Annotated in this window: 21 protein-coding genes and 1 pseudogene; 9 read left to right on the top strand and 13 right to left on the bottom strand. The window is 69.8% G+C overall.

What is annotated here, in order from left to right; translation table 11 throughout:
• Positions 1–306: 306 nt before the first annotated feature.
• Positions 307–1,200 (bottom strand): NADP-dependent oxidoreductase, encoded by an 894-nt coding sequence (locus tag AC07AG_RS04320; RefSeq protein WP_478751668.1) that lies wholly within the window; start codon positions 1,198–1,200, stop codon positions 307–309.
• 70 nt (positions 1,201–1,270) lie between these two features.
• Between AC07AG_RS04320 and AC07AG_RS04315 the strand changes: the two genes are divergently transcribed.
• Entirely contained in the window at positions 1,271–1,858 is a 588-nt protein-coding gene (locus tag AC07AG_RS04315; RefSeq protein ID WP_478751666.1) for a TetR/AcrR family transcriptional regulator, read from the top strand.
• On the opposite strand, the gene AC07AG_RS04310 is transcribed toward AC07AG_RS04315, so the two are convergent.
• Positions 1,846–2,499, bottom strand: coding sequence for a TetR/AcrR family transcriptional regulator (locus tag AC07AG_RS04310; protein WP_478751665.1), 654 nt, complete (start codon positions 2,497–2,499; stop codon positions 1,846–1,848). The genes AC07AG_RS04315 and AC07AG_RS04310 overlap by 13 nt on opposite strands.
• A 67-nt stretch (positions 2,500–2,566) precedes the next feature.
• Between AC07AG_RS04310 and AC07AG_RS04305 the strand changes: the two genes are divergently transcribed.
• Positions 2,567–3,502, top strand: a complete 936-nt coding sequence (locus AC07AG_RS04305) for a zinc-binding dehydrogenase (RefSeq protein WP_478751664.1) — start codon at positions 2,567–2,569, stop codon at positions 3,500–3,502.
• Between the two features lie 127 nt (positions 3,503–3,629).
• On the opposite strand, the gene AC07AG_RS04300 is transcribed toward AC07AG_RS04305, so the two are convergent.
• The 3 genes from AC07AG_RS04300 to AC07AG_RS04290 form a co-directional block, all read right to left on the bottom strand.
• Positions 3,630–4,019 carry a VOC family protein gene (locus tag AC07AG_RS04300; RefSeq protein ID WP_478751663.1) on the bottom strand — a complete coding sequence of 130 codons (390 nt, stop codon included), beginning with the start codon at positions 4,017–4,019 and terminating at the stop codon, positions 3,630–3,632.
• 27 nt (positions 4,020–4,046) lie between these two features.
• A complete protein-coding gene (locus AC07AG_RS04295; protein ID WP_478751661.1) occupies positions 4,047–5,306 on the bottom strand; it encodes a glycosyltransferase in 1,260 nt (419 codons plus the stop codon).
• A gap of 101 nt (positions 5,307–5,407) precedes the next feature.
• The gene (locus AC07AG_RS04290) at positions 5,408–7,090 is read right to left on the bottom strand and encodes an ABC-F family ATP-binding cassette domain-containing protein (RefSeq protein ID WP_478751659.1); all 1,683 of its coding nucleotides are present in this window, start codon (positions 7,088–7,090) and stop codon (positions 5,408–5,410) included.
• Positions 7,091–7,586: 496 nt separating this feature from the next.
• Between AC07AG_RS04290 and AC07AG_RS04285 the strand changes: the two genes are divergently transcribed.
• Positions 7,587–8,240: a hypothetical protein gene (locus tag AC07AG_RS04285; protein WP_478751657.1), complete on the top strand. Its 654-nt coding sequence runs from the start codon at positions 7,587–7,589 to the stop codon at positions 8,238–8,240.
• Between the two features lie 61 nt (positions 8,241–8,301).
• Here the strand turns inward: AC07AG_RS04285 and AC07AG_RS04280 are convergent, their stop codons facing one another.
• Together AC07AG_RS04280 and AC07AG_RS04275 are read right to left on the bottom strand one after the other, a co-directional pair.
• Positions 8,302–9,492: a serine hydrolase domain-containing protein gene (locus tag AC07AG_RS04280; RefSeq protein WP_478751655.1), complete on the bottom strand. Its 1,191-nt coding sequence runs from the start codon at positions 9,490–9,492 to the stop codon at positions 8,302–8,304.
• 146 nt (positions 9,493–9,638) lie between these two features.
• A complete protein-coding gene (locus AC07AG_RS04275) occupies positions 9,639–10,202 on the bottom strand; it encodes an MSMEG_1061 family FMN-dependent PPOX-type flavoprotein (protein WP_478752226.1) in 564 nt (187 codons plus the stop codon).
• Between the two features lie 170 nt (positions 10,203–10,372).
• Between AC07AG_RS04275 and AC07AG_RS04270 the strand changes: the two genes are divergently transcribed.
• On the top strand, positions 10,373–11,617 hold the full coding sequence (locus AC07AG_RS04270; RefSeq protein ID WP_478751653.1) for a MalY/PatB family protein: 1,245 nt from the start codon (positions 10,373–10,375) through the stop codon (positions 11,615–11,617).
• 242 nt (positions 11,618–11,859) lie between these two features.
• On the opposite strand, the gene AC07AG_RS04265 is transcribed toward AC07AG_RS04270, so the two are convergent.
• From AC07AG_RS04265 to AC07AG_RS04255, 3 genes and pseudogenes are all read right to left on the bottom strand, one after another.
• Entirely contained in the window at positions 11,860–12,804 is a 945-nt protein-coding gene (locus tag AC07AG_RS04265) for a TIGR01777 family oxidoreductase (RefSeq protein ID WP_478751651.1), read from the bottom strand.
• A 147-nt stretch (positions 12,805–12,951) separates the two neighbouring features.
• Positions 12,952–13,425, bottom strand: coding sequence for an NUDIX hydrolase (locus AC07AG_RS04260; RefSeq protein ID WP_478751649.1), 474 nt, complete (start codon positions 13,423–13,425; stop codon positions 12,952–12,954).
• Positions 13,426–13,537: 112 nt separating this feature from the next.
• A pseudogene (locus AC07AG_RS04255) lies at positions 13,538–13,660 on the bottom strand (NADPH-dependent F420 reductase); the annotation flags it as partial.
• Between the two features lie 80 nt (positions 13,661–13,740).
• On the opposite strand from AC07AG_RS04255, the gene AC07AG_RS04250 reads away from it, so the two are divergent.
• Positions 13,741–13,908 (top strand): chemotaxis protein CheB, encoded by a 168-nt coding sequence (locus tag AC07AG_RS04250; RefSeq protein WP_478752224.1) that lies wholly within the window; start codon positions 13,741–13,743, stop codon positions 13,906–13,908.
• A 30-nt stretch (positions 13,909–13,938) separates the two neighbouring features.
• Complete coding sequence (locus AC07AG_RS04245; RefSeq protein WP_478751647.1) at positions 13,939–14,565, top strand: maleylpyruvate isomerase family mycothiol-dependent enzyme; 627 nt, start codon at positions 13,939–13,941, stop codon at positions 14,563–14,565.
• A gap of 154 nt (positions 14,566–14,719) precedes the next feature.
• Here the strand turns inward: AC07AG_RS04245 and AC07AG_RS04240 are convergent, their stop codons facing one another.
• Positions 14,720–15,592 carry an LLM class flavin-dependent oxidoreductase gene (locus tag AC07AG_RS04240; RefSeq protein ID WP_478751645.1) on the bottom strand — a complete coding sequence of 291 codons (873 nt, stop codon included), beginning with the start codon at positions 15,590–15,592 and terminating at the stop codon, positions 14,720–14,722.
• A gap of 186 nt (positions 15,593–15,778) precedes the next feature.
• Between AC07AG_RS04240 and AC07AG_RS04235 the strand changes: the two genes are divergently transcribed.
• Together AC07AG_RS04235 and AC07AG_RS04230 are read left to right on the top strand one after the other, a co-directional pair.
• The gene (locus tag AC07AG_RS04235; protein WP_478751643.1) at positions 15,779–16,270 is read left to right on the top strand and encodes a hypothetical protein; all 492 of its coding nucleotides are present in this window, start codon (positions 15,779–15,781) and stop codon (positions 16,268–16,270) included.
• A gap of 181 nt (positions 16,271–16,451) precedes the next feature.
• Positions 16,452–18,467, top strand: coding sequence for an ATP-binding protein (locus AC07AG_RS04230; protein WP_478751642.1), 2,016 nt, complete (start codon positions 16,452–16,454; stop codon positions 18,465–18,467).
• Between the two features lie 67 nt (positions 18,468–18,534).
• On the opposite strand, the gene AC07AG_RS04225 is transcribed toward AC07AG_RS04230, so the two are convergent.
• Positions 18,535–18,987, bottom strand: coding sequence for a peptidoglycan-binding domain-containing protein (locus AC07AG_RS04225; protein ID WP_478751640.1), 453 nt, complete (start codon positions 18,985–18,987; stop codon positions 18,535–18,537).
• A gap of 147 nt (positions 18,988–19,134) precedes the next feature.
• Here AC07AG_RS04225 and AC07AG_RS04220 point away from each other — a divergent pair, with 147 nt between their 5' ends.
• Positions 19,135–20,148 carry an ArsR family transcriptional regulator gene (locus tag AC07AG_RS04220; protein WP_478751638.1) on the top strand — a complete coding sequence of 338 codons (1,014 nt, stop codon included), beginning with the start codon at positions 19,135–19,137 and terminating at the stop codon, positions 20,146–20,148.
• A gap of 241 nt (positions 20,149–20,389) precedes the next feature.
• Here AC07AG_RS04220 and AC07AG_RS04215 read toward each other — a convergent pair whose 3' ends face one another.
• The gene (locus tag AC07AG_RS04215; RefSeq protein WP_478752222.1) at positions 20,390–21,964 is read right to left on the bottom strand and encodes an MDR family MFS transporter; all 1,575 of its coding nucleotides are present in this window, start codon (positions 21,962–21,964) and stop codon (positions 20,390–20,392) included.
• Positions 21,965–22,037 lie beyond the last annotated feature (73 nt).

Genomic DNA, 22,037 nt, shown 5'->3' with positions numbered 1-22,037 from the left:
GCGGCTGCCCCGCCCACCCGATCCATGACCGTCGACCACGGTGCCTGCTCCCTCGGCTCGTCCAAGGTCTCGATCTTCACCCGCCGCGGGCTCCGCCCGACATCCGGCAAGACCCTGAATGACCCCGTAGGGGTCGGACCCAACCAGCCCTGACCGCAACCGAGTTCAGGACCGACTCACCTGCTCAGGGCGAAGATCCTCACCGGCGCCACTCAATTCAGCCTGCCGGTGCCGTGAACTCACCGGTTGCCGTGAACTCACCGGTGCCGCGGACTGAGCAGTGCCGCGAACCGAGCAGGCAACGGCTCAGACGACGATGACCCGGCGCCCGCGCGTGTGGCCCGTACGGCTGTCGATGTGCGCCGCCGCGGCCTCTGCGAGCGTGTACGACTTCTCGACCGGGATGTGGAGCTTTCCCCGCGCGATGAGGTCGGCGGCCTCGGCGAGCGCTTCCGGCACGCTCCCGGCCACGCCGGAGAACCGGACGCCGAGTTCCGGCGCGGCGAGGTCGGCGATGGAGATGACCTTCCGCGGGTCCCCGGTCAGTTCGACGAGTTCGCGGATGACACCCGTCCCGGCCAGGTCGAGAGCAGCGTCGACATGACCGAGCTGCCGCACCCGCTCGACCCAGCCCTCGCCGTACGTCGTCGCGAGAGCACCCAGGCTGCGCAGATAGTCCTGATTCGCTGCCCCACCCGTGCCGATCACCGTGATGCCCCGGTCACGGGCAACCTGCAGCACCGCCGATCCGACTCCCCCGGACGCGCCGCTGACCAGCAGCGTCTGTCCGGGCCGTACACCGACCTCGCGGATGATGCGCAGCGCGGTCTCCACCACGGAGGGGTACCCCGCCGCCTCTTCGAACGTCAGGCCCTCGGGCATACGGGCCCAGGCGGACAGCACGGCGAACTCGGCGTAGGTGCTCGGCCCTTCGCCGAAGACGTGGTCGCCGACCTCGACCCCTTCGACGCCCTCCCCGATCTCATCCACCACCCCGGAGGCATCCAGCCCCACGCCGGCAGGCAACTCGATCGGGTGGGCCTTCAGGAGCTGGCCTTCACGGATCCTCCAGTCGACGGGGTTCACGCCCGCCGCCCGCACGGCTATGCGTACCTGGCCGGGGCCCGCGTGGGGCTCCTCGGCGTCTATGAGTTGCAGAACGTCCGGACCGCCGAACTCGGCGAAGCTCACTCTCTTCATGCGAACAACCGTAGCACTAACGGTTAGTGTTTTGGAGTTGTTATGGCTTTGTATCTGATAGCGTCAGGTCATGACCGAGCCGCCCGGACGCCGCGAACGCAAGAAGGCCGCGACCCGTCAGAAGATCGCTGACAGCGCCCTGCGGCTCTTCCTGGAACGCGGATACGACGCGGTGGGCATCCGCGATGTAGCCGCCGATGCCGATGTGGCCGTGACCACGCTCTTCTCCCACTTCGCCTCGAAAGAGGCCCTGGTGTTCGAGCAGGACGCCGACTTCGAGCAACGCCTCACGCAGGCGGTCACCGGCCGGGCGCCGCACGAACCGCTCATCCCCGCGCTGCGCCGCGAGATCCTTGCCCTGGTGCTCCACTGCACGGCGAACGGCGCCGCCCCGATCTGGCGCATGATCGACGCCTCACCCGCCCTGCGGGAGTACGAGGAGTCGATGAGGCTGCGCCACGCGGAGTCGCTGGCCACGGCCATCGCCGCCGATCCCGGCCTGTCACGGTCCACGACGGCCTGCCGGACGATCGCCAGGTTCGCGATCGACGCTCATTCACTGGCCCGCGAGGCGGCCGATCCGGAGGCCGCCGTGGACGAGATCTTCCAGATGATCGAAGCGGCCTGGGAGGTCACGCACCTGCCTCACCGTGCTTGAGGAACTGCTCCTCGCGCCGCCAGGGCCGCGACTGCGGGGATCGCCGCGAAGGCTTCACGCACGTTCCCGATGAGTGCCGCGCGGTCCTGCCGAGCGGCGTCCGATGCGGTCCAGGCCTCCAGCGCACAGCGCCAGGCGGCGAGCATGAGGTCGAGCAGCAGGCGCAGTTCGGTGCGGCCGAGGGAATGCGGTGCCAGTCGGTCCGCCACGATCCGGACGACCCGCTCGGACACCTCGGAGCAGTCGCGCAGACTGTGTGCGGTCAGCGCCGGGGTGCGGTCGGCGAGGCTTCGGCTGACCAGGAAGCGCCGTTCCCACCCGTCGGCCATCTGCTCCACCGCCGCGAACAGCGCACCTTCGTAGGCACTCAGCAAGTGCTCGCCGGACAGGGGCCGGGACTCGATGTCCGCGGTGTAGGCCGCCCACAGCTCCTTCTCCGGGGCCAGCGCCACGTCTTCCTTCGAGGGGAACGTACGGAAGAAGGTGCGCTTGGAGACCTCCACCGCATCGACGATCTCGTCCAGCGTGACGGCGGCGAAGTCCCGCTCGGCGAACAGCTCCAGGGCCGTGTCGACCAGAGCCTGGCGAGTGCGCAGCTTCTTGCGCTCGCGCAGCGGTAGGTCCTTCGGGGCGTTCTCCACGGGCGCAGCCTATCAGCAGCTATTGCCCCTTGTGGGCTTATGCCACTCAGTGGCACTATCTCCGACCATGAAGGCACTGACGATCGATCACACGGCACCCGGACATCTCGCTCTCACCGAGGTCGCCAACCCCGAACCCACCGCCCACCAGGCCCTGGTACAGGTCCACTCGTTCTCCCTCAACTCCGGCGAGGTCCATCACGTCGTCCCCGACGGCGAAGCCGGCACGGTGCCCGGCTGGGACGCCGCAGGCATGGTGGTCCGGGCGGCCGCCGACGGCTCCGGCCCGCCGGTCGGCACACCCGTCGTCACCTTGGGAACGGACGGCGCATGGGCCGAACTGCGCGCCGTGGAAACTGAGTTGATCGGCACGGTGCCCGAGGGAGCCGACCTGGGCCCGATCAGCGCACTGCCCGTCGCGGCGGGCAGTGCGCTCCGTGCGCTGCACCGCATCGGCCCCATCCTGGGACGGCGGGTCCTGGTGACCGGCGCGGGCGGCGGTGTCGGCCGCTTCACCCTGCAGCTCGCGGCCCGGGGCGGCGCCCATGTCACCGCGGTGACCAGCGACCCGGCGAAGGCCGACTCACTGCGTGAGCTCGGGGCCCACGAAGTCGTCACCGACCTGGCCGCACTTCAGCACATCGAACCGGTACACGGCGTGGTCGAACTCGTCGGCGGCGCGCACATGGTCGCCGCGCACGGCGCCCTGGCCGAGCACGGGGTGCTGGTCGCCGCGGGGCACATATCCGGTGAGGGTGAGCAGTTCCCCTTCGGCGCCCTCTTCGGCAACGCCCATCGCCACAACCGCCAGATCGCCACCTTCTACCTGCTGGACGATTCAGCCGGCCTTGGGGCCGATCTCACCTGGCTCGCCGCGCTCACCGCCCGCGGCGAACTGGACCCGCAAGTCGCCCTGCGCACCGACTGGACGCAGGTGGCACGGGCGGCCACCGAACTGGTCGACCGCCGTGTGCCGGGCAAAGCCGTCATCGACGTCCGCTGACAGGCGGGGCGGTCCCGCCGCGGCGCCACCGGCCCGCGGCGGGCGTGAGCATCATCGGCCCGCGGCGGGCGTGAGCATCCGGGGCACGGGCGGTCTTCGCCCGTGCATGCCCGCTCGCCGCCTGGTTCTACGGCGCCAGGGTGCGCAGGACGTCGAACTCGTTGCCCTCGGGGTCGGCCATGACCACCCAGTTCCGGTCGGGCCCCTGGCCCACATCCGTCGTGGTGGCGCCGAGCCCCAGCAATCTGGCCACCTCGTCCTCGGTGCTGGCGTCGATCGGGCTGACGTCGAGGTGAATGCGGTTCTTCACTGTCTTGCCCTCGGGCACCTGGATGAACTGCAGGGTGGGCGGCATCTGGCGGGCCCGGACATCCTCGACGGTCGGCACCCAGGAGCCGATCTCGACCTTGCCCTCGCTCCGGTCGATCACCTTGAAGTCCAGGACCGCGCACCAGAAGGCCGCGAGCCTCTCCGGATCGTGGCAGTCAACGGTCAACTCGGTGAACCTACTTGTCATGACTCTCCCCGATCGTGCGGACGCGGCTCAGAGTATGCCGCCCGAGGGAGCAAGCCGCTCGACGGCCGCAAGGACGTGACGCGCGCCGTCCTCGTGGGCGAGTGCGGCGGCGATGTCGCGGGCGCGTGCGCGGAAGCCAGGGCCCTGCACGGCTGTGGTGATCGCCTGGGAGAGGTGGCGCGCGGTCAGGTGCTGGTAGCGCATGGGGCGCGGTGCGGCACCCAGGGCGTGGAGGCGGGCGGCCCAGAAGTGCTGGTCAAGTTGGACCGGAACGGGCACGGAGGGGACTCCCGCGCGCAGTGCGGCCGCGGTGGTGCCCGCCCCCGCGTGGTGGACGACGGCAGCGGTCTGGGGGAACAGCCAGGCATGGGGCACTTCTTGCACGGTGATCAGGTCGTCGCTCTCGGCGTGCAGACCGCTCCAGCCCGCCTGGATGATGCCGCGTACCTTCGCACGGCGCATGGCGTCGGCGAGCAGGGTGCTCAGGCGCTCGGCATCGGCGGTGACAAAGCTGCCGAAGCCGGCGAACACCGGTGGCGGGCCCGCGCCGAGGAAGTCCAGCAACCGCGGGTCGGGCTCCCAAGAGGGCGGGACCTGGGGCCACCAATAGCCCCCGACCTCGTGCCCTTGGGGCCAGTCCGCCGGGCGAGGGACGACCCGCGGGCTGAAGCCGTGCAGGACGGTGCGCCCGCGCGGCAGGCCCCGCATGCCGCCGAACCTCCTTCGCGGCAGGCCCAGTTCGCGGCGCAGCGCACCGACGGCGGGGGCGAAGATCCGGTCGGCGCCGGCCCACAGGGCATAGGAAGCCAGGCGGTTGCCGTGCGATCCGAACGAGCGAGCACCGGTGACCACCGGCGGAAAGGCGCCCGTGGGCTGGACCGGCTGGAGGTAGACCCCGATGCTCGGCAGCCCCAGCGCCTCACCGAGCGTCGCGCACATGGGGTCGGTGACCGTGGAGCTGAGCACGACGTCCGTGCCTTCCCGTACGGCGTCTGCGACGCCGTGGCTCAGCCGGGGCATGAACGCCCTCGCCATGCGCGCCACTCGTGCCATGGCCACGGGTGGACTGACCGCTCTGGCCAACCCCTGGCCGGCCTGCGAGGCCAGCTCCTGGCGCGGGTCGACAGGCAAGGCACGGAAGCCGAGTCCGTGCGCGGTCACCGCCTGCTCGAAGCGCTCATGGGTGGCGAGGGCGACCTCATGCCCCGCGGAGCGCAGCCGCACGCCCAGCCCCGTGTAGGGGGCGACATCACCCCAGCTGCCTGCCGTCACGATCAGTACGCGCACCTTGACAGGATGTCAGATCACCTCCGGCGAACGGCATCGCATGCCCCTGACCGACGGCCGGCTTGAGGTACCCCACCAGCTCGACAGCTGGGCGAAGGGCATCACCTGCGGCCGTCGCGCAGTTCGAACCGCTCCCCCGGGAAACGCTCGCGGAAGCCGCGGTCGTGGGAGACCGCGACCACCGCCCCTGGGTAGGCCGCGAGAGCCGCCTCCAGGTCCTCGACCAGGTCGAGCGCGATGTGGTTCGTCGGCTCGTCGAGTACGAGGAGGTCCGCGGGCCGGGTCACCAGCCTCGCGATCTGCAGGCGCCGCTGCTGCCCCGCGGACAGCGCCGTCACCGGGACGTCCAGGTCCTGCTCACGGAACAGCCCCAGTGCCAGCAGCTCATCGGCGTACTCCTCCGGCAGACCGGCCCGCCCCGCCGCGAAAGCGGCGAGCAGCGGGAGCCGCGTGGAGCGTGCGGGCAGTTCCTGCGCGAGGTACCCGATCCGGGCCGGTCGGCGCACCGTTCCCGCGTCCGGCTCCAGGTCGCCCGCGAGGACACGCAGCAGCGTCGTCTTGCCTGCCCCGTTCTCGCCCGCGACCAGCAGCCGCTGTCCGGGCGCGATCGCCAGGAGTCCCTCCACACGCAGCCGCTCGCCGACGCGTACTCCGTCGAGCTCGGCAAGCGGGAATCCTCCGCCCGAGCCGGGCCGAGAGCCTGGCGCAGGGCACTCTCCTGGATGCGCGCCGCCCACCGCGGACAGGGCCGCGGTGAACCGCAGCGGTTCGGGCGGCGGAGCCACCGGGTTGCGCCGCAGGTGGGCAAGACGCTCCCGAACGGATCGCACCTGCCCGCCGAGCTTCGCCTCGTGCGAGCGGCGATGCTTGCCGAAGCCCTGCCGCGGATCCCCGCCGGTCGTGGCAAGGCGCCTTCCGGCGGCCTCCAGCAGCTCCTCGGCATGGGCCACCTCCTCACGCCAGTCGGCGTGCGCCTGCTCCGCGCCGCGTCGGGCGCTTGCCTTCGCCGCGCGGTAACCGGCCCATCCGTCGCCGTACCGGTGCACCGTGCGCGCGTCCCGGTCGACCTCGAGGATCGTGGTGGCGATGCGCTCCAGGAAGCCGCGGTCGTGGGTGACCGCGACGACGGTGCCGCGGTGCGCGCGCAGGTGCTCCTCCAGCCAGCGCACCGCGGCCGCGTCAAGATGATTCGTCGGCTCGTCCAGGAGCAGCAGCTCGGGAGCGGCGGCCAGCACACAGGCGAGCGCGAGCCGCGACTGCTCGCCACCGGAGAGCGAACCGAGCGCACGCTCGCGCGTGACCCCGGCAAGACCGAGCCCGTGCACAGCGGCATCGACGCGGGCGTCCGCCTCGTATCCGCCTCGTTCCTCGTACGCGATCAGCAGCTCGCCGTACGCGTCGAGTTCCTCCTGCGACGCCTCGCCGAGGTGCTCCTCCGCCGTGCGCAACCGGCACTCCATGTCGCGCAGTTCGGCCAGCGCGAGGTCGACGGCGTCCTGCACGGTGCAGTCCGGGTCGAGGTCGAGGGTCTGGGCAAGGTGGCCGGTGCCGCCGGGGAAGCTGACGGTGAGCTCCCCGGTGTCCGGCGCCTCGGCCGCGGCGAGCAGCCGCAGCAAGGTGGACTTGCCGGAGCCGTTCTCACCGATGACGGCGGCCTTCTCCCCCGGGCGGACGGTGAAGGAGACCTGGTCGAGGACGGTTCGGGTGCCGTAGGACTTGGTGACGTCTTTGACGGACAGCTGCGCCACGGCAGCGGGCACAGCGCTATGGGTGCGTTCGGGCATGAGGCTTCCCTGGGAATGCGAAGGGTCTACGGGCAGCAGAAACGGCGGCATCGGCCGTGCCCGGACTCAGACGTAGTAGTAGAAAGCCATGCCCCCACCATACAAGACGATGCGTCTCGTCTCCACTCGTATGTGTCACGGATTCCGCGATGGCACCGGAATGGGGGCGCGGCAGCCGCCCGCCGCCCCATCCATCTGACAGCCCTCACCGATCGTCGCGATGGCAACTCCCAACTCCCGTGACGGCATCGCCGATCGCGCACAGTGGCGGCACCGAACTCCCCTGTCCCCGCTGGAGATGAGGGTGAGTCTGCGCCCAGTCCGTCCCGCTCGCGGTCACAAGCACGTAGCCTTCGCTAACCGCACATGAGTTACTGCTGGTGCAGGTTGGGGAGCCAACTTGCAGGGGTGCGCTCAGATGCCCCCGTCAGGAGTGCTCAGTCGTGGGCACGACCCGCCCCCGCACGACCGCGTGCGCTCACGAAAGGTCACTGCCATGTCAGACGTTCAGCCGGAAACTGCCGGAGTGCAGGCCCAGTACGCCGCCCGCGTAGCCACGGACCTGGAGACCAACCGCACGGAACAAGAACGCATCGGTGCTGAAGTTGCCGCCCTGCAGGAGCAGTTGCAGGCGCTGGAGAAGGACCACGCGTTGTTGTTGAGCATGCAGCAGGCACTGGGCTCGCCGAGCACCCCGGCGACCGCCGCAAAGAAGACGTCAACCCGCAAGAAGGCGGTGCCCGCTCCCCGGGCAAGTGCGAACAACTCCGGCGCGGCCCGAACAAAGAAGCCCACAGCTGCCAAGCCCAAGGACAAAGACAAGGCCAAGGACAAGGCGCCCAGGAGTGCGCCCAAGGCTGCGGCGAAGAAGCCTTCCGCGGCGGCGGCAGGGCCGACCCTGGTCGAGCTGATCGACAACCATCTCGGCCGGCAGAACGAACCGCGCTCCGCCGCCGAGATCACAGCCGCACTCGCTCAGGACCGCCCCGACCGCACCATCAAGACCACCGTGGTGCGCACCACGGTGGAGGGTCTGGTCGCCAAGGGCCGGGCCCACCGCACCAAGCAGGGCTCCTCCGTCTTCTACACCGCGGTCACCCCGGCGGAAGAGCCCGCCGCACCGCAGCCGGAGGCGACCTCCACCAGCTGACCGGATGTCTGCCGGGGTCTGCCGGGACATTGCCTGACGGCGTCTGACAGCGTCTGACGGCTCACGCGGTGCGGCAGAGGGCGTGGTCGATCAGGTCGCGCAGGGCGTCCTCCTGGCGGGCCGCCGTGTGCGGATCCGCCGGGCGGCTGTGTGCGGAGACGGTGATCGAACGTCGGCCGTCCGTCGTGGTGGCGCCCCGGATGAGGTAGCCGAAACCGCTCCCACCGTGCCCGAGGTAACCACCCCCGCACGACAGAGGGGTGAAGAACAGCCCCAGGCCGTCCCGGGTGCCCGCAGGGTGGCCACTGCCCTGCGGCACCGGGACCTCGGTTCGCATGGCGGCGAGAGCGGCGGGCGTCAGCAGCCGTCCGCCGGCCAGGGCCGTGAGGAAGTGATTGAGTTCGCGGGCCGTGCCGGTCATCGAACCGTCGGCACCGCTGTCGAAGGGGCGGTAGGGGATCGTGGTGTCGACCATCGGGCCGTCCTCGGCGAACTGCTGATGGTTGGCCGCGTGCGGATGCGGGAGGAAGGGCGAGGTGCCGGGGGTGTCCGTATGGCGCAGCCCGAGAGGGCGCAGGATGCGGTCGTGGACCTCCTGTTCCCAGGAGCTGCCGGTGACCTTCTGGATGATCATTCCGGCGAGCACGTAGTTCGTGTTGGAGTACGCCCAGTCCGTACCTGGCGGGAAGGCGGGCTTGTGGCGCATGGCCATGGCGACCAGTTGTCCGGGCCGGTAGGCCTGCCACCGCTTGGTGTAGTACGTCCGGGCGCTCGGGTCGGGAAACACATCGGCCGTGTAGTCGTACAGGCCGCTGGTGTGCCGCAGCAGATCGCGGACCGTGACGGTCCGGCCGTCGTTGCCCGCACCGGACACGACCCCGGGCAGCAGCTGCTCCACCGGCTGGTCGAGCGTCAGCCGCTTCTCGTCCACCAGTTGCAGGACGACGGTGGCGACGAACGTCTTGGTGATGCTGCCCAGACGCAGATAGCCGTTCTTCGGAACCGGGCGGCGATCGACCAGGTCACCGACTCCGGAGCGGGCCGTGACGGTCCCGCGCGGGGTCTCCAGACGGACCGAGACCCCCGTGACCCCGGCATCGCGCAGCGCGTCGGCGTCACGCTGCACAGAGGGGTCCACCGACGGGTCCACGGACGAGGGGCGCGGCGTGGCCGCGGAGGCCCCGGCGGTCGGCGGAGCCGACACGGCCAACGTCAGGACAGCGGCTGACACCCATGTACGACGAAAGATCATGGGCCGAGGCTAGGAGTGGTCAGGTACGGCCGGCCATCCAGGCCACCCCCCGATACATCGGGGTGCTACCTGGAGGAAACCCCGGCAACAAGGTCCGCGCCCGTGCACGCGGCGGTGCACCCGGTGGCGCACGAGGGCGGTCCCGCTCAAGGGCGGGGCGTGTCCTGGGCCCATGTCTCCGGCTGCCAGATCCCCGCACGCCGCAGCGACTGCGAGCAGTGCAGGAAGATCTCGTCTATCTCGACGACGAGCGCCAGTTGGGGACGCTTGCCCTTGACGGTCATCGAGTCGAAGAACGGGGCGTCCGTCAGGATCCGTGCTCGGCCGTTGATGCGCAGGATGTCGGCACTGCCCGGCACCAGGTGGAGCAGCCCCACGTGCGGGTTCGAGAGGATATTGCGGAAGCTGTCGCCCCGCCGGTTGCCCGGACGGTCGGGCAGGGCGATGGTGCGTGCGTCCAGGTGGTGCACGAAACCTGGTGCGTCGCCGCGCGGGGAAGTGTCGCAGTTGCCTTCCGCATCCGAGGTCGAGAGGACGCAGAACGGGGAGCGGGCCAATATCCCCAGGTCGTCCGAGGTCAGTTCGTCGTGGACTTTGTCGATGACGATCGGGTGCGGCTCGCCGAGCAGTTCGGTCAGCTCTTCGCCCGAGCGGAGTTCTTGCCAGGTGTGCGGCGCCGTGGCGTTACCGCCGAAGGACGGGACGGTCATGGGTGTCGCGGCGTCGGGCACGGGGTTCCTCAAGGTCGGCGAGCAGGCGAACAGACTGACGGGTGCACAAGTTAGGCTCACCTTACTGGAGCGTGAAACGGCTGCTGCGCGTGGGCACCGATCGCGCCAAAGGGGGCAGGAATCCCCGTGGGCCTGCCTACTTTTGACGTATGGAATCTGTGTCGCGTGATCTCGTCATGCCGGACGAATCGAATCCGCTGCGCCGCCTCTCGCTGGAGCAACTGCGGCGGCGTACGAGCATGAAGTGGCGGACCTACCCGCACGACGTGCTGCCGCTGTGGGTCGCCGAGATGGATGTCCCACTGGCCGAGCCCGTGGCCGAGGCGATCACCGACGCCGTGGCGCTCGGTGACACCGGCTATCCCGCCGGGACGGCCTACGCGGAGGCGCTGGCCGAGTTCGCACACAAGTGGTGGAGCTGGGACGGCCTTGCCGTCGAGCGCACGGCGATCGTGCCCGACGTGATGCTCGGCATCGTGGAGATGCTCAAGCTGGTCTCCGCGCCGGGCGACCCCGTCATCGTCAACTGTCCGGTGTACCCGCCCTTCTACCAGTTCGTCGGGAACCTGGACCGACCCGTCGTCGAGGCACCCCTGGGGCCGGACCTGCGCATCGATTTCGCCGTACTGGAGGACGCGTTCCGGGGAGCGGCGCGGGGCTCGGCACAAGGTGTGGCGCAGGGTGCGGGACGGGGTCCAGGACGAGGTGCGGGACGAGGTGCGAACCGTCCCGTGTATCTGCTGTGCAGCCCGCACAATCCGACCGGGACCGTGCACACCGCCGCCGAGTTGACGCGGATCGCGCATCTGGCGAGGGAGCACGGCGTACGCGTGGTGGCGGACGAGATCCACGCCCCCATCGTGGCTGCGGACGCCTCTTTCGTCCCCTTCCTGAGCGTGCCCGGAGCAGAGAACGGGTTGTCGCTGATGTCGGCGTCGAAGGCCTGGAACCTGGCCGGGCTCAAGGCCGCCCTGGCCATCGCGGGACCCGAAGCCGCCGACGACCTCGCCCGCATCCCGGAGGAGGTCAGCCACGGCCCCAGTCATGTCGGCGTCATCGCCCACACGGCGGCCCTGCGGGACGGGGGCGCCTGGCTCGACGCGCTGCTCCGTGGCCTCGACGACAACCGTCGGCTGCTGGCTTCTCTGCTGGCCGAGCACCTGCCCTCCATCGGCTATGCGCCCGCGCAGGGCACCTTCCTGGCCTGGCTGGACTGCCGGGAACTGGACCTGGGCGACGACCCGGCCGAGGCCTTCCTGCAGCGCGGCCGCGTCGCTCTGAGTTCGGGGAGAGCCTTTGGCACCGGCGGCGAGGGCTTCGTACGTCTCAACCTGGCCGCCTCACCGGAAGTGATCACCGAGGCGGTCCGGCGGATGGCGTCGGCGGTCGTCTGACTCGCCGGAAGGCCAAGAGGTGGCCGTCGGCGGACGACGCCCGGCCGGACGGCCAACGGGCCTGGCTCCGCGCGGCGCTCTGGGCGCCGCTCTGAGCGCCTCTCTGGGCGCCTCTCTGGGCGCGCGGGCCACTCCCCCGGCCACTTCCACCGCGGCGGTGGCCGGTCGGTCGGTCGGGGTTCTCCGCACGCCGACATCGCGGGCGCGCAAACCCCGTCCGCCGTCGTCCAGGCCGCCCCCACTCAGCGGCGGTCCCGTGCGCGCCATACGAGATCGGCCGCCGCGTCCGGCCATGCGGCGTAATCGAACGTGAAGCCCTCGTCGAGCAGTCGGCCCGGGACCACGCGGCGGCTCTTGAGGAGCAGTTCGGTGTCCGTGCGCAGGACGAAGGCACCGATCTCCGCCATCCACTCGGTGGCGGGGAGCCCCACCCGCGCGCCTGCCGCGGTCCGCAGGTCCCGCATGAACGCCCGGTGCGGGAGCGGGCCGGGGGCGGCCAGGTTCACCGGGCCCTCGATGTCGTCGCGGCTGATCAGGAACTCCACCGCGCGCACGAAGTCCCGGTCATGGATCCAGGACAGGTACTGGGCTCCGCCCGCGACCGGCCCACCCAGGCCGAGCCGGGCCATCCGCAGCAGGACGTCGAAGACACCGCCCCGGTCGGGGCTCATCACCATGGCGGCGCGCAAAGCGACTTTGCGGGTGTGCGGGGTGGCGGCCTTCCGCTGGGCCCGCTCCCAGTTCTTCGCGATACGTACGCTGTACTCCCAGTACTCCGGAACTCCCGCTTCCGTACCGCCGATGACGCCCGTCGCCTCGTCGTGAGGTGCGTCGAAGCGGTGCGCGTAGATCGTGGCGGTGCTCATCTGGAGCCAGAGCGCCGGCGGTTTCGCCGCGGAGGCGATCGCCGCGCCGACGGCCTCGGCGGACTGCACCCGCGAGTCCATCATGTCCCGCAGATTGGCCTCGGTGTAGCGACAGCTCACGCTGCGCCCCGCGAGGTTGACCACGACATCACTGCCGTCGATCTCCGCCGCCCAGGAGCCCGATGTCCGTCCGTCCCAGGCGACTTGGCGCGCACGCACGGGATTCCTGGTCAGGACGACGACATCGTGCCCGGCGGCCGTCAACGCACGGTCCAGGACGGCTCCGACCTGCCCGGTGCCTCCTGCAAGCACTACCTTCATCGCGCTTCCCCCTCGCTCGGTGAGCACTCGGCAGGCACGAGCCTAGACCTGCCCCACCAGCGGTTTTGTCCGGGGCCCCGCAGTGCTGTTCGGTGCGTGAGCAGACAGGAAATCCGACGTGACCGGACGCCGTCGGGTGCATCAGCATCAGTGCTGGATCAGACCGCCGACCGGGACAGGAGCGACGTGGCCGGTCGCCGGGCGGGTCCGCGCCAGGTCGAGGCCGATGTCGACCAGCGATGACCGGCGCAGGCCGTCGACGTCGGAGATCGGAGTCCAGACCGACTCGGCGATCTCGCCGCCCGGCTCGGGCCGGAGTGGGCCACCGGTGATGCGCACCTGGTAGAAGATGCCGACATTCTGGTGCTCCGGTCCGCCGGGGACGGTGCGTTCGGCCGCGGGGATGACCCTTGAGTCCACGCCCAGGAGGCGTTCCACCAGCGCCGAGCAGCCCGTCTCTTCGGCGACCTCCCGGATCACCGCCTCGTACGGATCTTCCCCGTGCTCGACTCGGCCGCCCGGAAGCGTCCAGTTGGACTCGCCATGGGGTGAGACGTGCCGGGCCAGGAGGACCCGCCCCTCCTCTACGCAGACGGCGTATGCCGCCAGCCTGAAACTCATCACCGCACCTCCCGTCGGCCCCATCTTGGCATCGAGCTCCGTGAGCGAATGCCGGGTATCAGCGTGCGATGGAGACGACGAACGGATGGAATCCGCCGCGGCGCAGCAAGTGCGTCTTGACGACCTGCGTGGCGGGCAGGGCCTCCTGGCGCTGCTCGGCGAGGCTGCTGCCGGGGTAACAGAGCTCCGCCGGGAGCCCGTAGGGGTTGTGGCTCGTGGCGTTGGAGACGTCGATGGACGGCGCGCACCCGAGGGCGGGAAGCGTCCACATCGCACGACCCCCTCTTCGAATCGGCCTCGAAGGCCTATAGGCCGCTGGTCATCGCTTGCGTGCCCACCGGATCCGACGGCGACGGCGCCCGGGGGGGAAAAGTGCTCAAGTCGCGCGGGGACGTCGTCATCGTGGAAGACCCCGCGACGGCAGCATTCCAAGGGATGCCCCAACCCGGCGATGAGTTCCTCCCGTGCTTCGGGTCTCCCTGACAGACACTGGAGTCGAACAAAGGAACAGCCGTGAAAGATGATGTCTGGTCGCTGGTACACGCCGAGCGTGCGGCGCTGATCGAGGACCTCGCCGCCCTCGATGACAAGCAGTGGGATCTCCCGTCCATGTGTGCGGGCTGGACCGTGCACGACGTGGTCGCCCACCTGGTCGACACGGCTCGCACGACCCGCCTCGGTTTCGTGAGTGGCATGGTCCGGGCACGTTTCGACTTCGACCGGCAGAACGCGCGCGGTGTGGATCGCGAGCGCGGTGCCTCACCACAAGAGACGCTGGAGCGGCTGCGTCAGGTGGCCTCACGCAGATCGGGCCCTCCCGCACCCCTCGACACCCGGCTCATCGAGGAAGTCGTCCACGGTGAGGACATCCGTCGCCCCCTGGGACTCACCCACTCGTACCTGCCGGAGGCTGTCGTCAGGTCGCTGCGCCTGCAGGCTCGTACGTCAGCGTCCTTCGGTGGAGCCAAGGAGCGCGTGTCCGGTGTCCAACTGGCGCCGACCGACGCCGACTTGCGCGTCGGCGAAGGCCCGCAAGTGCGCGGAACCGCGCTTTCCCTGCTGCTGGCCATCTCCGGGCGGCAAGAAGCACTGGACGAGCTCGACGGCCCGGGAGTCGACACACTGAGGGCGGCCTCTTGACGAAAGGGGCAGTCATGACCGCCCCTGGACGCGCTGTACTCGACGCCTCCCAACTCGCCGGAAACGGAAGCCCCCTTCGCCTACCGGGAGGGGGAGGAGTGCTCGGAGGAGCCACTCCTCCCCTCCATCACGAACAACGCAAGGCGGAGGCGCGTCACAGGACCGGTGGCCCCTGTTCGACACGCCGCAGCACCGGGGCGAGCCGGTCGAGGCCGTCGTCGGTCTGGATCTGTCGCTCGTCCCACCAGGTGGCTCCCGCCTCGGCCAACGGGCCGATCAGGTCACGGGACTTGGCGGCGTCGTCGCCCGGTGTGGCGCCGCCGAGGACGATGTCGAAGGGAGTGCCGGACCGGCCCGCGTCCTCGCGCTGCCGTCGCACGTACGCCACCAGGTCGCGGACCTGTTCGATCGGCGGCGCATGGCCGTGTCTGGCGTCGGCGAACAGCGGGACCGCGCCGTCCCAGCGGGCGGCCCGGCGCGTGGGAGGGCGGTTCGGCCAGAAGCCGGCTACCCAGACCGGCGGCCGAGGTCGTTGCACCGTGGCGGGCAGCAGCGTCACGTCCCGTGCCTGGTAGTGCCGTCCGTCATGGTTCACCGGATCGCCCGACCAGTAGCGCTGGAGCAGGTCCAGTCCCTCGTCCAGCCGCTCTGCCAGCTCCTTCGGGTCCGTGGTGTCGCCGAAGCTCGCGTACTCGTCCTCGACGGGTCCGCCGAGCCCCGCCCCGAAGGTGACCCGGCCGCCGGTGAGGGCATCCAGGGTCGCCACCTGGCGGGCGAGTTGCTGTGGGCGCCTGCGGGCGACGGGAGTGACCAGCGTCCCCAGCCTGATCCGGGAGGTCGCGAGCGCGGCGGCGGTCAGCAGCATCCAGGGGTCTCCGAAGGGCCTGCCCCCGTGCCCGCGATGCAGCACGTGGTCCCAGACGAACAGCCCGTCCCACCCTGCCTGTTCCGCCGCCACGGCCACCTTCGCCACGGTCCTGGGGTCCGCGAAGTCGCCGAAATTCGGAATGTTGACCGAGAAGCGCATCTCCGCATCCTGCGGCACCGCACCCAGTCCGGCAACCGATCAACGGCACGCGTGACCGTTGGCCGCGTGTTGGTGATCCGTTGGTCATCCCTGATCGGATCAATACGTAAAGCCTGGCCCCGCCGGCACTCGCGCGGAACGCGTGCAGGCCGGGGCCGGATCCCAACGACAACGGGGGCTCACCTGATGTCACATCAGCGCAAGTTTCTCACCACCGCACTGGTATCCCTTTCACTGGCTGCCGCAGGGGCGCTGGCCACCGCGCCTCAGGCACAGGCCGCCGGAGTCCATGGGCTGCGGTGCGGCAAGACGTGGCTGAAGGAACTCGACACGTCCGGCGAGAACATCGACATCGAGTACGCGAACTGCATCGGCTGGACCTCGACGAAGTTCCGCGCCGAGGGCTACGGCCGCGTCCTGGACACCGGCGGTGCCCGGAAGGTCGACTCCTTCATCGTGGAGATGCGCGTGGACCGGGGCAGCGTGACCATCCAGCGCAGCCGGTGCAACTTCACGAAGGCCATCAACACGCAGGAGGACGGCGTCAACATCGACTGCGACAGCAAGGCCGTCATCGGACGCCAGGGGCTGACCGGCGACAGCCGGATCTACGTCGACCTGGACTCCGACGGCCGGGGCGGCAAGTGGTACAACCTCGCGGGTTCCGGCCGCGCCTGATCGACCGCACCTGCCCGCCCGCCCTCTGGCGCCCGGCCTCGGAGGCCGGGCGCCGCTCGGCGTCAGCCCGCGCGCCGTGTACTGAAAAACGTCATCCTTTGTGACCGTTTCCCGCAAGGGGATGTGGCCACGCGCCGCGGCACTGCAAGATAGGAGGGTGGTAGGCAACCTCCCAGCTGTGATGACCACTTTCGTCGGCCGCAGCAGCGAACTCGACGTCATCGCTTCGGCGTTGACCGAACACCGGCTCGTCACCCTCACCGGGGGCGGCGGTGTCGGCAAGAGCCGCCTTGCGCTGCGCGTCGCCGAGCAGGTGCAGGGCGCGTACGCCGACGGGGTCTGGTGGGCTGACCTGTCCACCCTGCACGACGACCGATTGTTCACCGCCACGGTCTGCGACGCCGTCGGCCTCCTGGACCACAACCCGCGCGCTCCCATAGAAGGACTGTGCGAATGGCTGACCGGCCGGCAGGTCCTGCTCGTCCTCGACTGCTGCGAGCGGGTGCTCTCCTCCTGTCTGCACCTCGTCAGTGAACTTCTCGCCGCCGCCCCTCAGCTGACCGTCCTCGCCACCAGCAGGCAACCTCTGGCCACCCACGGCGAGCACTGCATCGAGGTCGCCCCGCTCTCCACGGAGGACGGCGGAGAGGCGGTACGCCTCTTTCGGGAGCGGTGCGCAACGGCCGCCCCCGGGGTGTCACTCGCCTCCCCCGCCGACGCCGAGGTCATCTCCGGCATCTGCAACCGACTGGAGGGAATCCCCCTCGCCGTCGAGCTCGCCTGCGCGCGTCTGGGCGAGAACAGCCTCGTCGAGATCGCCGAGCGCCTGAGCTCGCGGCTCGACACGCTGATCGACGAGACCGTATGGCCCATGCGCCACCGAGCCCTTCGCACCGCGATCGGCTGGAGCCACGAGCTGTGCGCCCCGCTCGAACGCCTGGTCTGGGCCAGGCTCTCCGTCTTCCACGGCCCCGTGGAACAGGCGGACGCCCAGTCCGTCTGCGCCGGCGGCCCTCTCAGCACCCGCGAGATCCCTCGGATCCTGGAGCGGCTCGCCGACCAGTCCGTCCTCCAACGGGACGGCACCCGCTACCGCATGCTCGACACCCTGCGCGAGTACGGAGCGATGTGGCTCGACGAACTCGGTGAGACGCACGCCCTCACTCAGCTCCATGCCGCGCACTTCGCCACCTTGATCGCGAGCGCCGAGGCGGGCTGGCTCAGCGACCGGCAGGTCGCCTGGTACGCCAGGATCTCCGACAGCCACGCCGACGTGCGCGCCGCACTCGACCACCTCATCGCCGAGGACCCGGACGCCGCCATCGAGATGGCCGGTCGAACGGGCCTCTTCTGGCCCTGTTGCGGACACCTGCACGAATCACGCGACTACCTCGAACGCGCCCTCGCTCTCGACGCCCCCGACGGTCCGCCCCGCACACGCGCACTGTGGGCCCTTGGCATCACGCTCACCCTCCAGGGTGACCATCAAAGCGCCCTGCGCGTCGGGGAGGAGTGCGCCGTCGCCGCACAGCAGGACCAGGACGGCACACCCCAGTCCGCGCTCTTCGCCGCCCACACCCTGGGCCTCACCCACCTCATGGCCGGCCGCCCCCAGGCCGCCTACGAGGTGAGTGACCACGCCCTGGTCACCTACGCCAGCTCTCCCCCGGCAGGCGCGCCACAGCTCTGCTGCATGGTGATCAGGATCTTCGCCCAATCGGCGCTCGGCCGGCTGGAGGAGGCCTACGAAGGGGCCACCGCCCTGCGCAGTCTCAGCCACCAGTACGGCGAGCACTGGGCACGGTCGTACGCGTTCCACCAGCTCGCCTTCATCGACCTGCGCCGCGGCCACCCACAGGCTGCCGAGCGCCATGCGCGAGCCATGCTCACCAGCAAGCACCACCTCAACGACAACCTTGGCATCGCCCTGGCCCTCGACCTGCTCACCGGTGCGAACGCGGCTCAGGGCAACGGAATCCGAGCCGCATGCACCTCCGGCACCGGACTCACGTACTGGCGCATGCTCGGGCACCCGAATCGCGGCACGCCCGAACTCTCCGAGATCCGTGAGCAATGGGAGCACCAAGCGCGTGAAGCGGCTGGTGCCAACGCCTACGACAAGGCTTTCCGCAACGCGGTCAACGACGACGCCGAACAGGGCCTCGCCCTCGCGCTGCGGGTACCGCCGGCGTCCTGACCGACTGTTCCCCGAAGCGTGGTTCGGGGAACAGCCCCTGCATCTTGCGCTATCGCACTTCAGGAATTCAGATGCGCTTGCAGGTCTTGGTCCACGTGTGGAAACTGGAGTAATACCGTGGCCACTTGAGGCTCTTTCGCGTCACCTGCCCGTACTGCCCGTCGTCATCGATCCCCTCGACACCCTGGGCGTATGCGAGCGCCTTCTTGGTGTTGTCGCCGAATTCCCCGTCGATGACGATGTTTCGCTTGTAGCACTTCACCAGGGCGTGCTGGAGCGCGTAGACCTCGTTCCCGGTGAAGCCGGGGCCCATGTTGCACATGGTCAGGCCGCCCGTGTACGAAGGCAGCTTGAGATGAACGTTCTGCCCGTTGTAATTGCCGTCCGCCCATTGGAAGACGGTGTTGCAATTGGGCGTTGCCGCAGAAGCTGATGTCGACGTGGCGACGACACCGACGCCGGCCAGAAGGCTTGCACCCATCGCGAAACTGGCCACAATGCGCACGGATTGACGTGTCATCTGCTGAAGATCCCCCTTTTGTCAGATCCTTGCGACGCCTGGAATCGCACCCTCGCGCCGCGTTGAACCTGAGCATGGCTGACGCGAGCATGGCCAGCCAGGGCTTTCCACTCTGCCTGAAAAGCCCTGGCCACAGGGGGGAAACGAATGCTCCGCATCCACTTCACCGATGCCGATCTGGGCCGGACCCGCATGGCGAGCAGGCCCGACCCGCTATGGGAGATCTGCACGAGCCTCCACCGTTTTCAGTCCCGCCAAGGGCGTTGGGCCTATGCGGACTGGTTCCGCGGCGCCCGCACCCGCCTGCACGCCGCGGGGTTCGGCCACGCCCTGCGCACCCTCTTGCTGCCGTTGGCCCCGCGCGCCCGCTACTTCCCCGACTTCCTCACCCCTCCGGAGGGCGCCGAAGGACTCGACGCCGGTCTGGAAGCCATCCTGAGCATGCCGCGCCGCAGGATCCTGCACGAGGTGAGCATCCTCGACCGCACCAGCGGCGCCCCCACCTGGGCGCCCCGCCTTGCCGAGCGGGACACGCGCAAGGAACTCGTCCGAGCGATGCGTACCTACTACAACACCGTGATCGCCCCGTACGGCGACCGCATCCATGCCCGCGTCGAGGCCGAGCGGTCCGCGCACGCCCGCGCCATACTCAGCCACGGAACCGAAGGGATCCTCCAGGGCCTGGGGACAAACGTTCAATGGCGGCGCCCTGTCCTGCAGACCTCCTATCCCAAGGACCGTGACCTGCACCTCAAAGGCCGCGGAATCCTTCTGATCCCGTCCTACTTCTGCTGGGGAACCCCCGTGGCCTTCGCCGACACGAACCTGGAACCCGTTCTGCTCTACGCGCTCAACCACGAGCCCGGCCACGCGTCGCTCCCGGAGGACCTCGGCTCCGGCGCGCCCCTCGCGGCGCTGCTCGGCCGCACCCGGGCCACGGTCCTGCGCGCCGTCGCCGCCGGATCCACCACCGGCGAACTCGCCCGTGCGGCAGGCGTCTCGGCGTCATCCGCAAGCCAGCACGCCACGGCACTGCGCGACGCGGGCCTCGTCGTCAGCCACCGGCACGCCGCGTCCATGTTGCACACCCTCACCCCGCTGGGCGCTTCCCTCCTGCGTGCCAATTCGCCGACGCCGCTCGCACGAGGTCACGGACGCTGATGCCGATGAGGTTCTGGCCTGGGCCAGGGAACGAGCAGAGGCCGAGGGGTGGGCATACACCGCCTACGTGGTCGTGGAGTCCGACGGGGCTGCCGGACTCGTCCGCATCAGTGGCGTCCTCGGCGATCCGTGGGCCGCCCCGCAGGCGTAGGGAACTCCTCGCCAAAAGGATCGGCCCCGGTCAGTCCCTGCGGGGTGACCGGGGCCGATCCTCGAAAGGCGGCTGTGCTGGGGCGTCGGCTCAACTGGCCAGCATCGACTCGGTGTTCTTGCCGTCGCCGTCCGGCTGCGCGCCGTTCTCCTGTGCGAGCCGTTCCATGCCGCTCGTCGTCTTCAGCGGCTTCTCCTTGATGAAGATCACCGCGACCAGCGCAAGCGCCGCGAACGGAGCCGCGAGCAGGAAGAGGTCGGCGGTCGCCAGGCCGTAGGCGTTCTCCACGATCTCCCGCATCGGCGCGGGGAGTTTCGTCATGTCGGGTACGGCACCCTCGCCGCCGCCGGAACCGTCGGCGGCGGCACCGCCCGCCGCGCCCACGCTCTTGGAGATCTCCGAGGCCACGCGGTTGGCGAGGACCGCGCCGAGGACGCTGGTGCCGATCGTGCCGCCCATGCTGCGGAAGAACGACAGGACGGAGGTCGCCGCACCCAACTCGGTTGCCGGTACGTCGTTCTGCGCGGCGAGCACCAGGTTCTGCATCAGCATGCCGACACCGATGCCGAGCACGGCCATGTACAGGCTGAGCAGTCCGAAGCCGGTGTCCGCGTCGATGGTGGCGAGCAGCCCCAGACCTGCGGTCATGATGACGGCGCCCGAGACCAGGTACGCCTTCCACTTGCCGGTCCTGCTGATGAACTGGCCGGCGATCGTGGAGGAGACCAGCAGTCCCAGGATCATCGGCAGACTCATCATGCCCGCCACCGTGGGCGACTTGCCGAGCGCGATCTGGAAGTACTGCGAGAGGAACACAGTGCCGCCGAACATGGCCACGCCCACCAGCAGGCTCGCGACGGTCGTCAGCGTGACGGTCCTGTTGCGGAAGATGGCCAGCGGAATGATCGGCTCCGGCACCCGGGACTCCACGAACACCGCCGCCACCAGCAGGACCACACCGGTTGAGGTGAGCGCCGCGGTCTGCCAGGACGCCCAGTCGAACTGCTGGCCCGCCAGCGAGGTCCAGATCAGGAGCGCGCAGACGCCGGCCACGATCAGGAAGGCGCCCAGGAAGTCGATCTTCACGTCACGGCGCACGGTCGGCAGTCGCAGGGTGCGCTGCAGGATCAGGATGGCCAGGAGCGCGAACGGCACGCCGATGAAGAAGCACCAGCGCCAGCCCAGCCAGGACGTGTCCACCAGGACACCGCCGACCAGCGGTCCCGCCACCGTGCCCACGGCGAACACGGCGCCGAAGATGCCCGCGTACTTGCCGAGCCTGCGCGGCGGAATGACGGCCGCCATGACGACCTGCGCGAGCGCGGTGAGGCCACCGGCACCGATGCCCTGCACGACGCGGCTGAAGATGAGCAGCCCCACGCCCTGCGAGAACCCGGCGAGCAGGGAGCCGACGATGAACATGGCGAGGGACAGCTGCAGGAGCAGCTTCTTGTTGTAGAGGTCCGAGAGCTTGCCCCACAGGGGGACGGTCGCCGTCATGGCGAGCAGTTCGGAGGTGACGACCCAGGTGTAGGACGACTGGCTGGCGCCGAGGTCGGCGATGATGCGCGGCAGGGCGTTGGCCACGACCGTACCGGCCAGGATGGCGACGAACATGCCCGCCATCAGCCCGGACATGGCCTGGAGTATCTGCTTGTTGCTCATGGAGGTGGGCGCCTGATCGGGCGCCTCTGCTGTGCTCAAGGTGTCCTTCTCGGAAGTCGATCCGTGGATCGGG

Source organism: Streptomyces sp. NPDC044044, assembly GCF_056434405.1.
Note: the sequence above shows the minus strand (reverse complement) of the source record. Positions and strands in the feature narration are given on the sequence as shown.

Excerpts from the sequence above, each read along its gene's own strand:
- AC07AG_RS04320 (WP_478751668.1), bottom strand. The coding sequence starts at position 1,200 with ATGAAGAGAGTGAGCTTCGCCGAGTTCGGCGGTCCGGACGTTCTGCAA.
- AC07AG_RS04315 (WP_478751666.1), top strand. The coding sequence starts at position 1,271 with ATGACCGAGCCGCCCGGACGCCGCGAACGCAAGAAGGCCGCGACCCGT.
- AC07AG_RS04305 (WP_478751664.1), top strand. The coding sequence starts at position 2,567 with ATGAAGGCACTGACGATCGATCACACGGCACCCGGACATCTCGCTCTC.
- AC07AG_RS04300 (WP_478751663.1), bottom strand. The coding sequence starts at position 4,019 with ATGACAAGTAGGTTCACCGAGTTGACCGTTGACTGCCACGATCCGGAG.
- AC07AG_RS04290 (WP_478751659.1), bottom strand. The coding sequence starts at position 7,090 with ATGCCCGAACGCACCCATAGCGCTGTGCCCGCTGCCGTGGCGCAGCTG.
- AC07AG_RS04285 (WP_478751657.1), top strand. The coding sequence starts at position 7,587 with ATGTCAGACGTTCAGCCGGAAACTGCCGGAGTGCAGGCCCAGTACGCC.
- AC07AG_RS04280 (WP_478751655.1), bottom strand. The coding sequence starts at position 9,492 with ATGATCTTTCGTCGTACATGGGTGTCAGCCGCTGTCCTGACGTTGGCC.
- AC07AG_RS04275 (WP_478752226.1), bottom strand. The coding sequence starts at position 10,202 with ATGACCGTCCCGTCCTTCGGCGGTAACGCCACGGCGCCGCACACCTGG.
- AC07AG_RS04270 (WP_478751653.1), top strand. The coding sequence starts at position 10,373 with ATGGAATCTGTGTCGCGTGATCTCGTCATGCCGGACGAATCGAATCCG.
- AC07AG_RS04265 (WP_478751651.1), bottom strand. The coding sequence starts at position 12,804 with ATGAAGGTAGTGCTTGCAGGAGGCACCGGGCAGGTCGGAGCCGTCCTG.
- AC07AG_RS04260 (WP_478751649.1), bottom strand. The coding sequence starts at position 13,425 with ATGAGTTTCAGGCTGGCGGCATACGCCGTCTGCGTAGAGGAGGGGCGG.
- AC07AG_RS04240 (WP_478751645.1), bottom strand. The coding sequence starts at position 15,592 with ATGCGCTTCTCGGTCAACATTCCGAATTTCGGCGACTTCGCGGACCCC.
- AC07AG_RS04235 (WP_478751643.1), top strand. The coding sequence starts at position 15,779 with ATGTCACATCAGCGCAAGTTTCTCACCACCGCACTGGTATCCCTTTCA.
- AC07AG_RS04230 (WP_478751642.1), top strand. The coding sequence starts at position 16,452 with ATGACCACTTTCGTCGGCCGCAGCAGCGAACTCGACGTCATCGCTTCG.
- AC07AG_RS04225 (WP_478751640.1), bottom strand. The coding sequence starts at position 18,987 with ATGACACGTCAATCCGTGCGCATTGTGGCCAGTTTCGCGATGGGTGCA.
- AC07AG_RS04220 (WP_478751638.1), top strand. The coding sequence starts at position 19,135 with ATGCTCCGCATCCACTTCACCGATGCCGATCTGGGCCGGACCCGCATG.
- AC07AG_RS04215 (WP_478752222.1), bottom strand. The coding sequence starts at position 21,964 with ATGAGCAACAAGCAGATACTCCAGGCCATGTCCGGGCTGATGGCGGGC.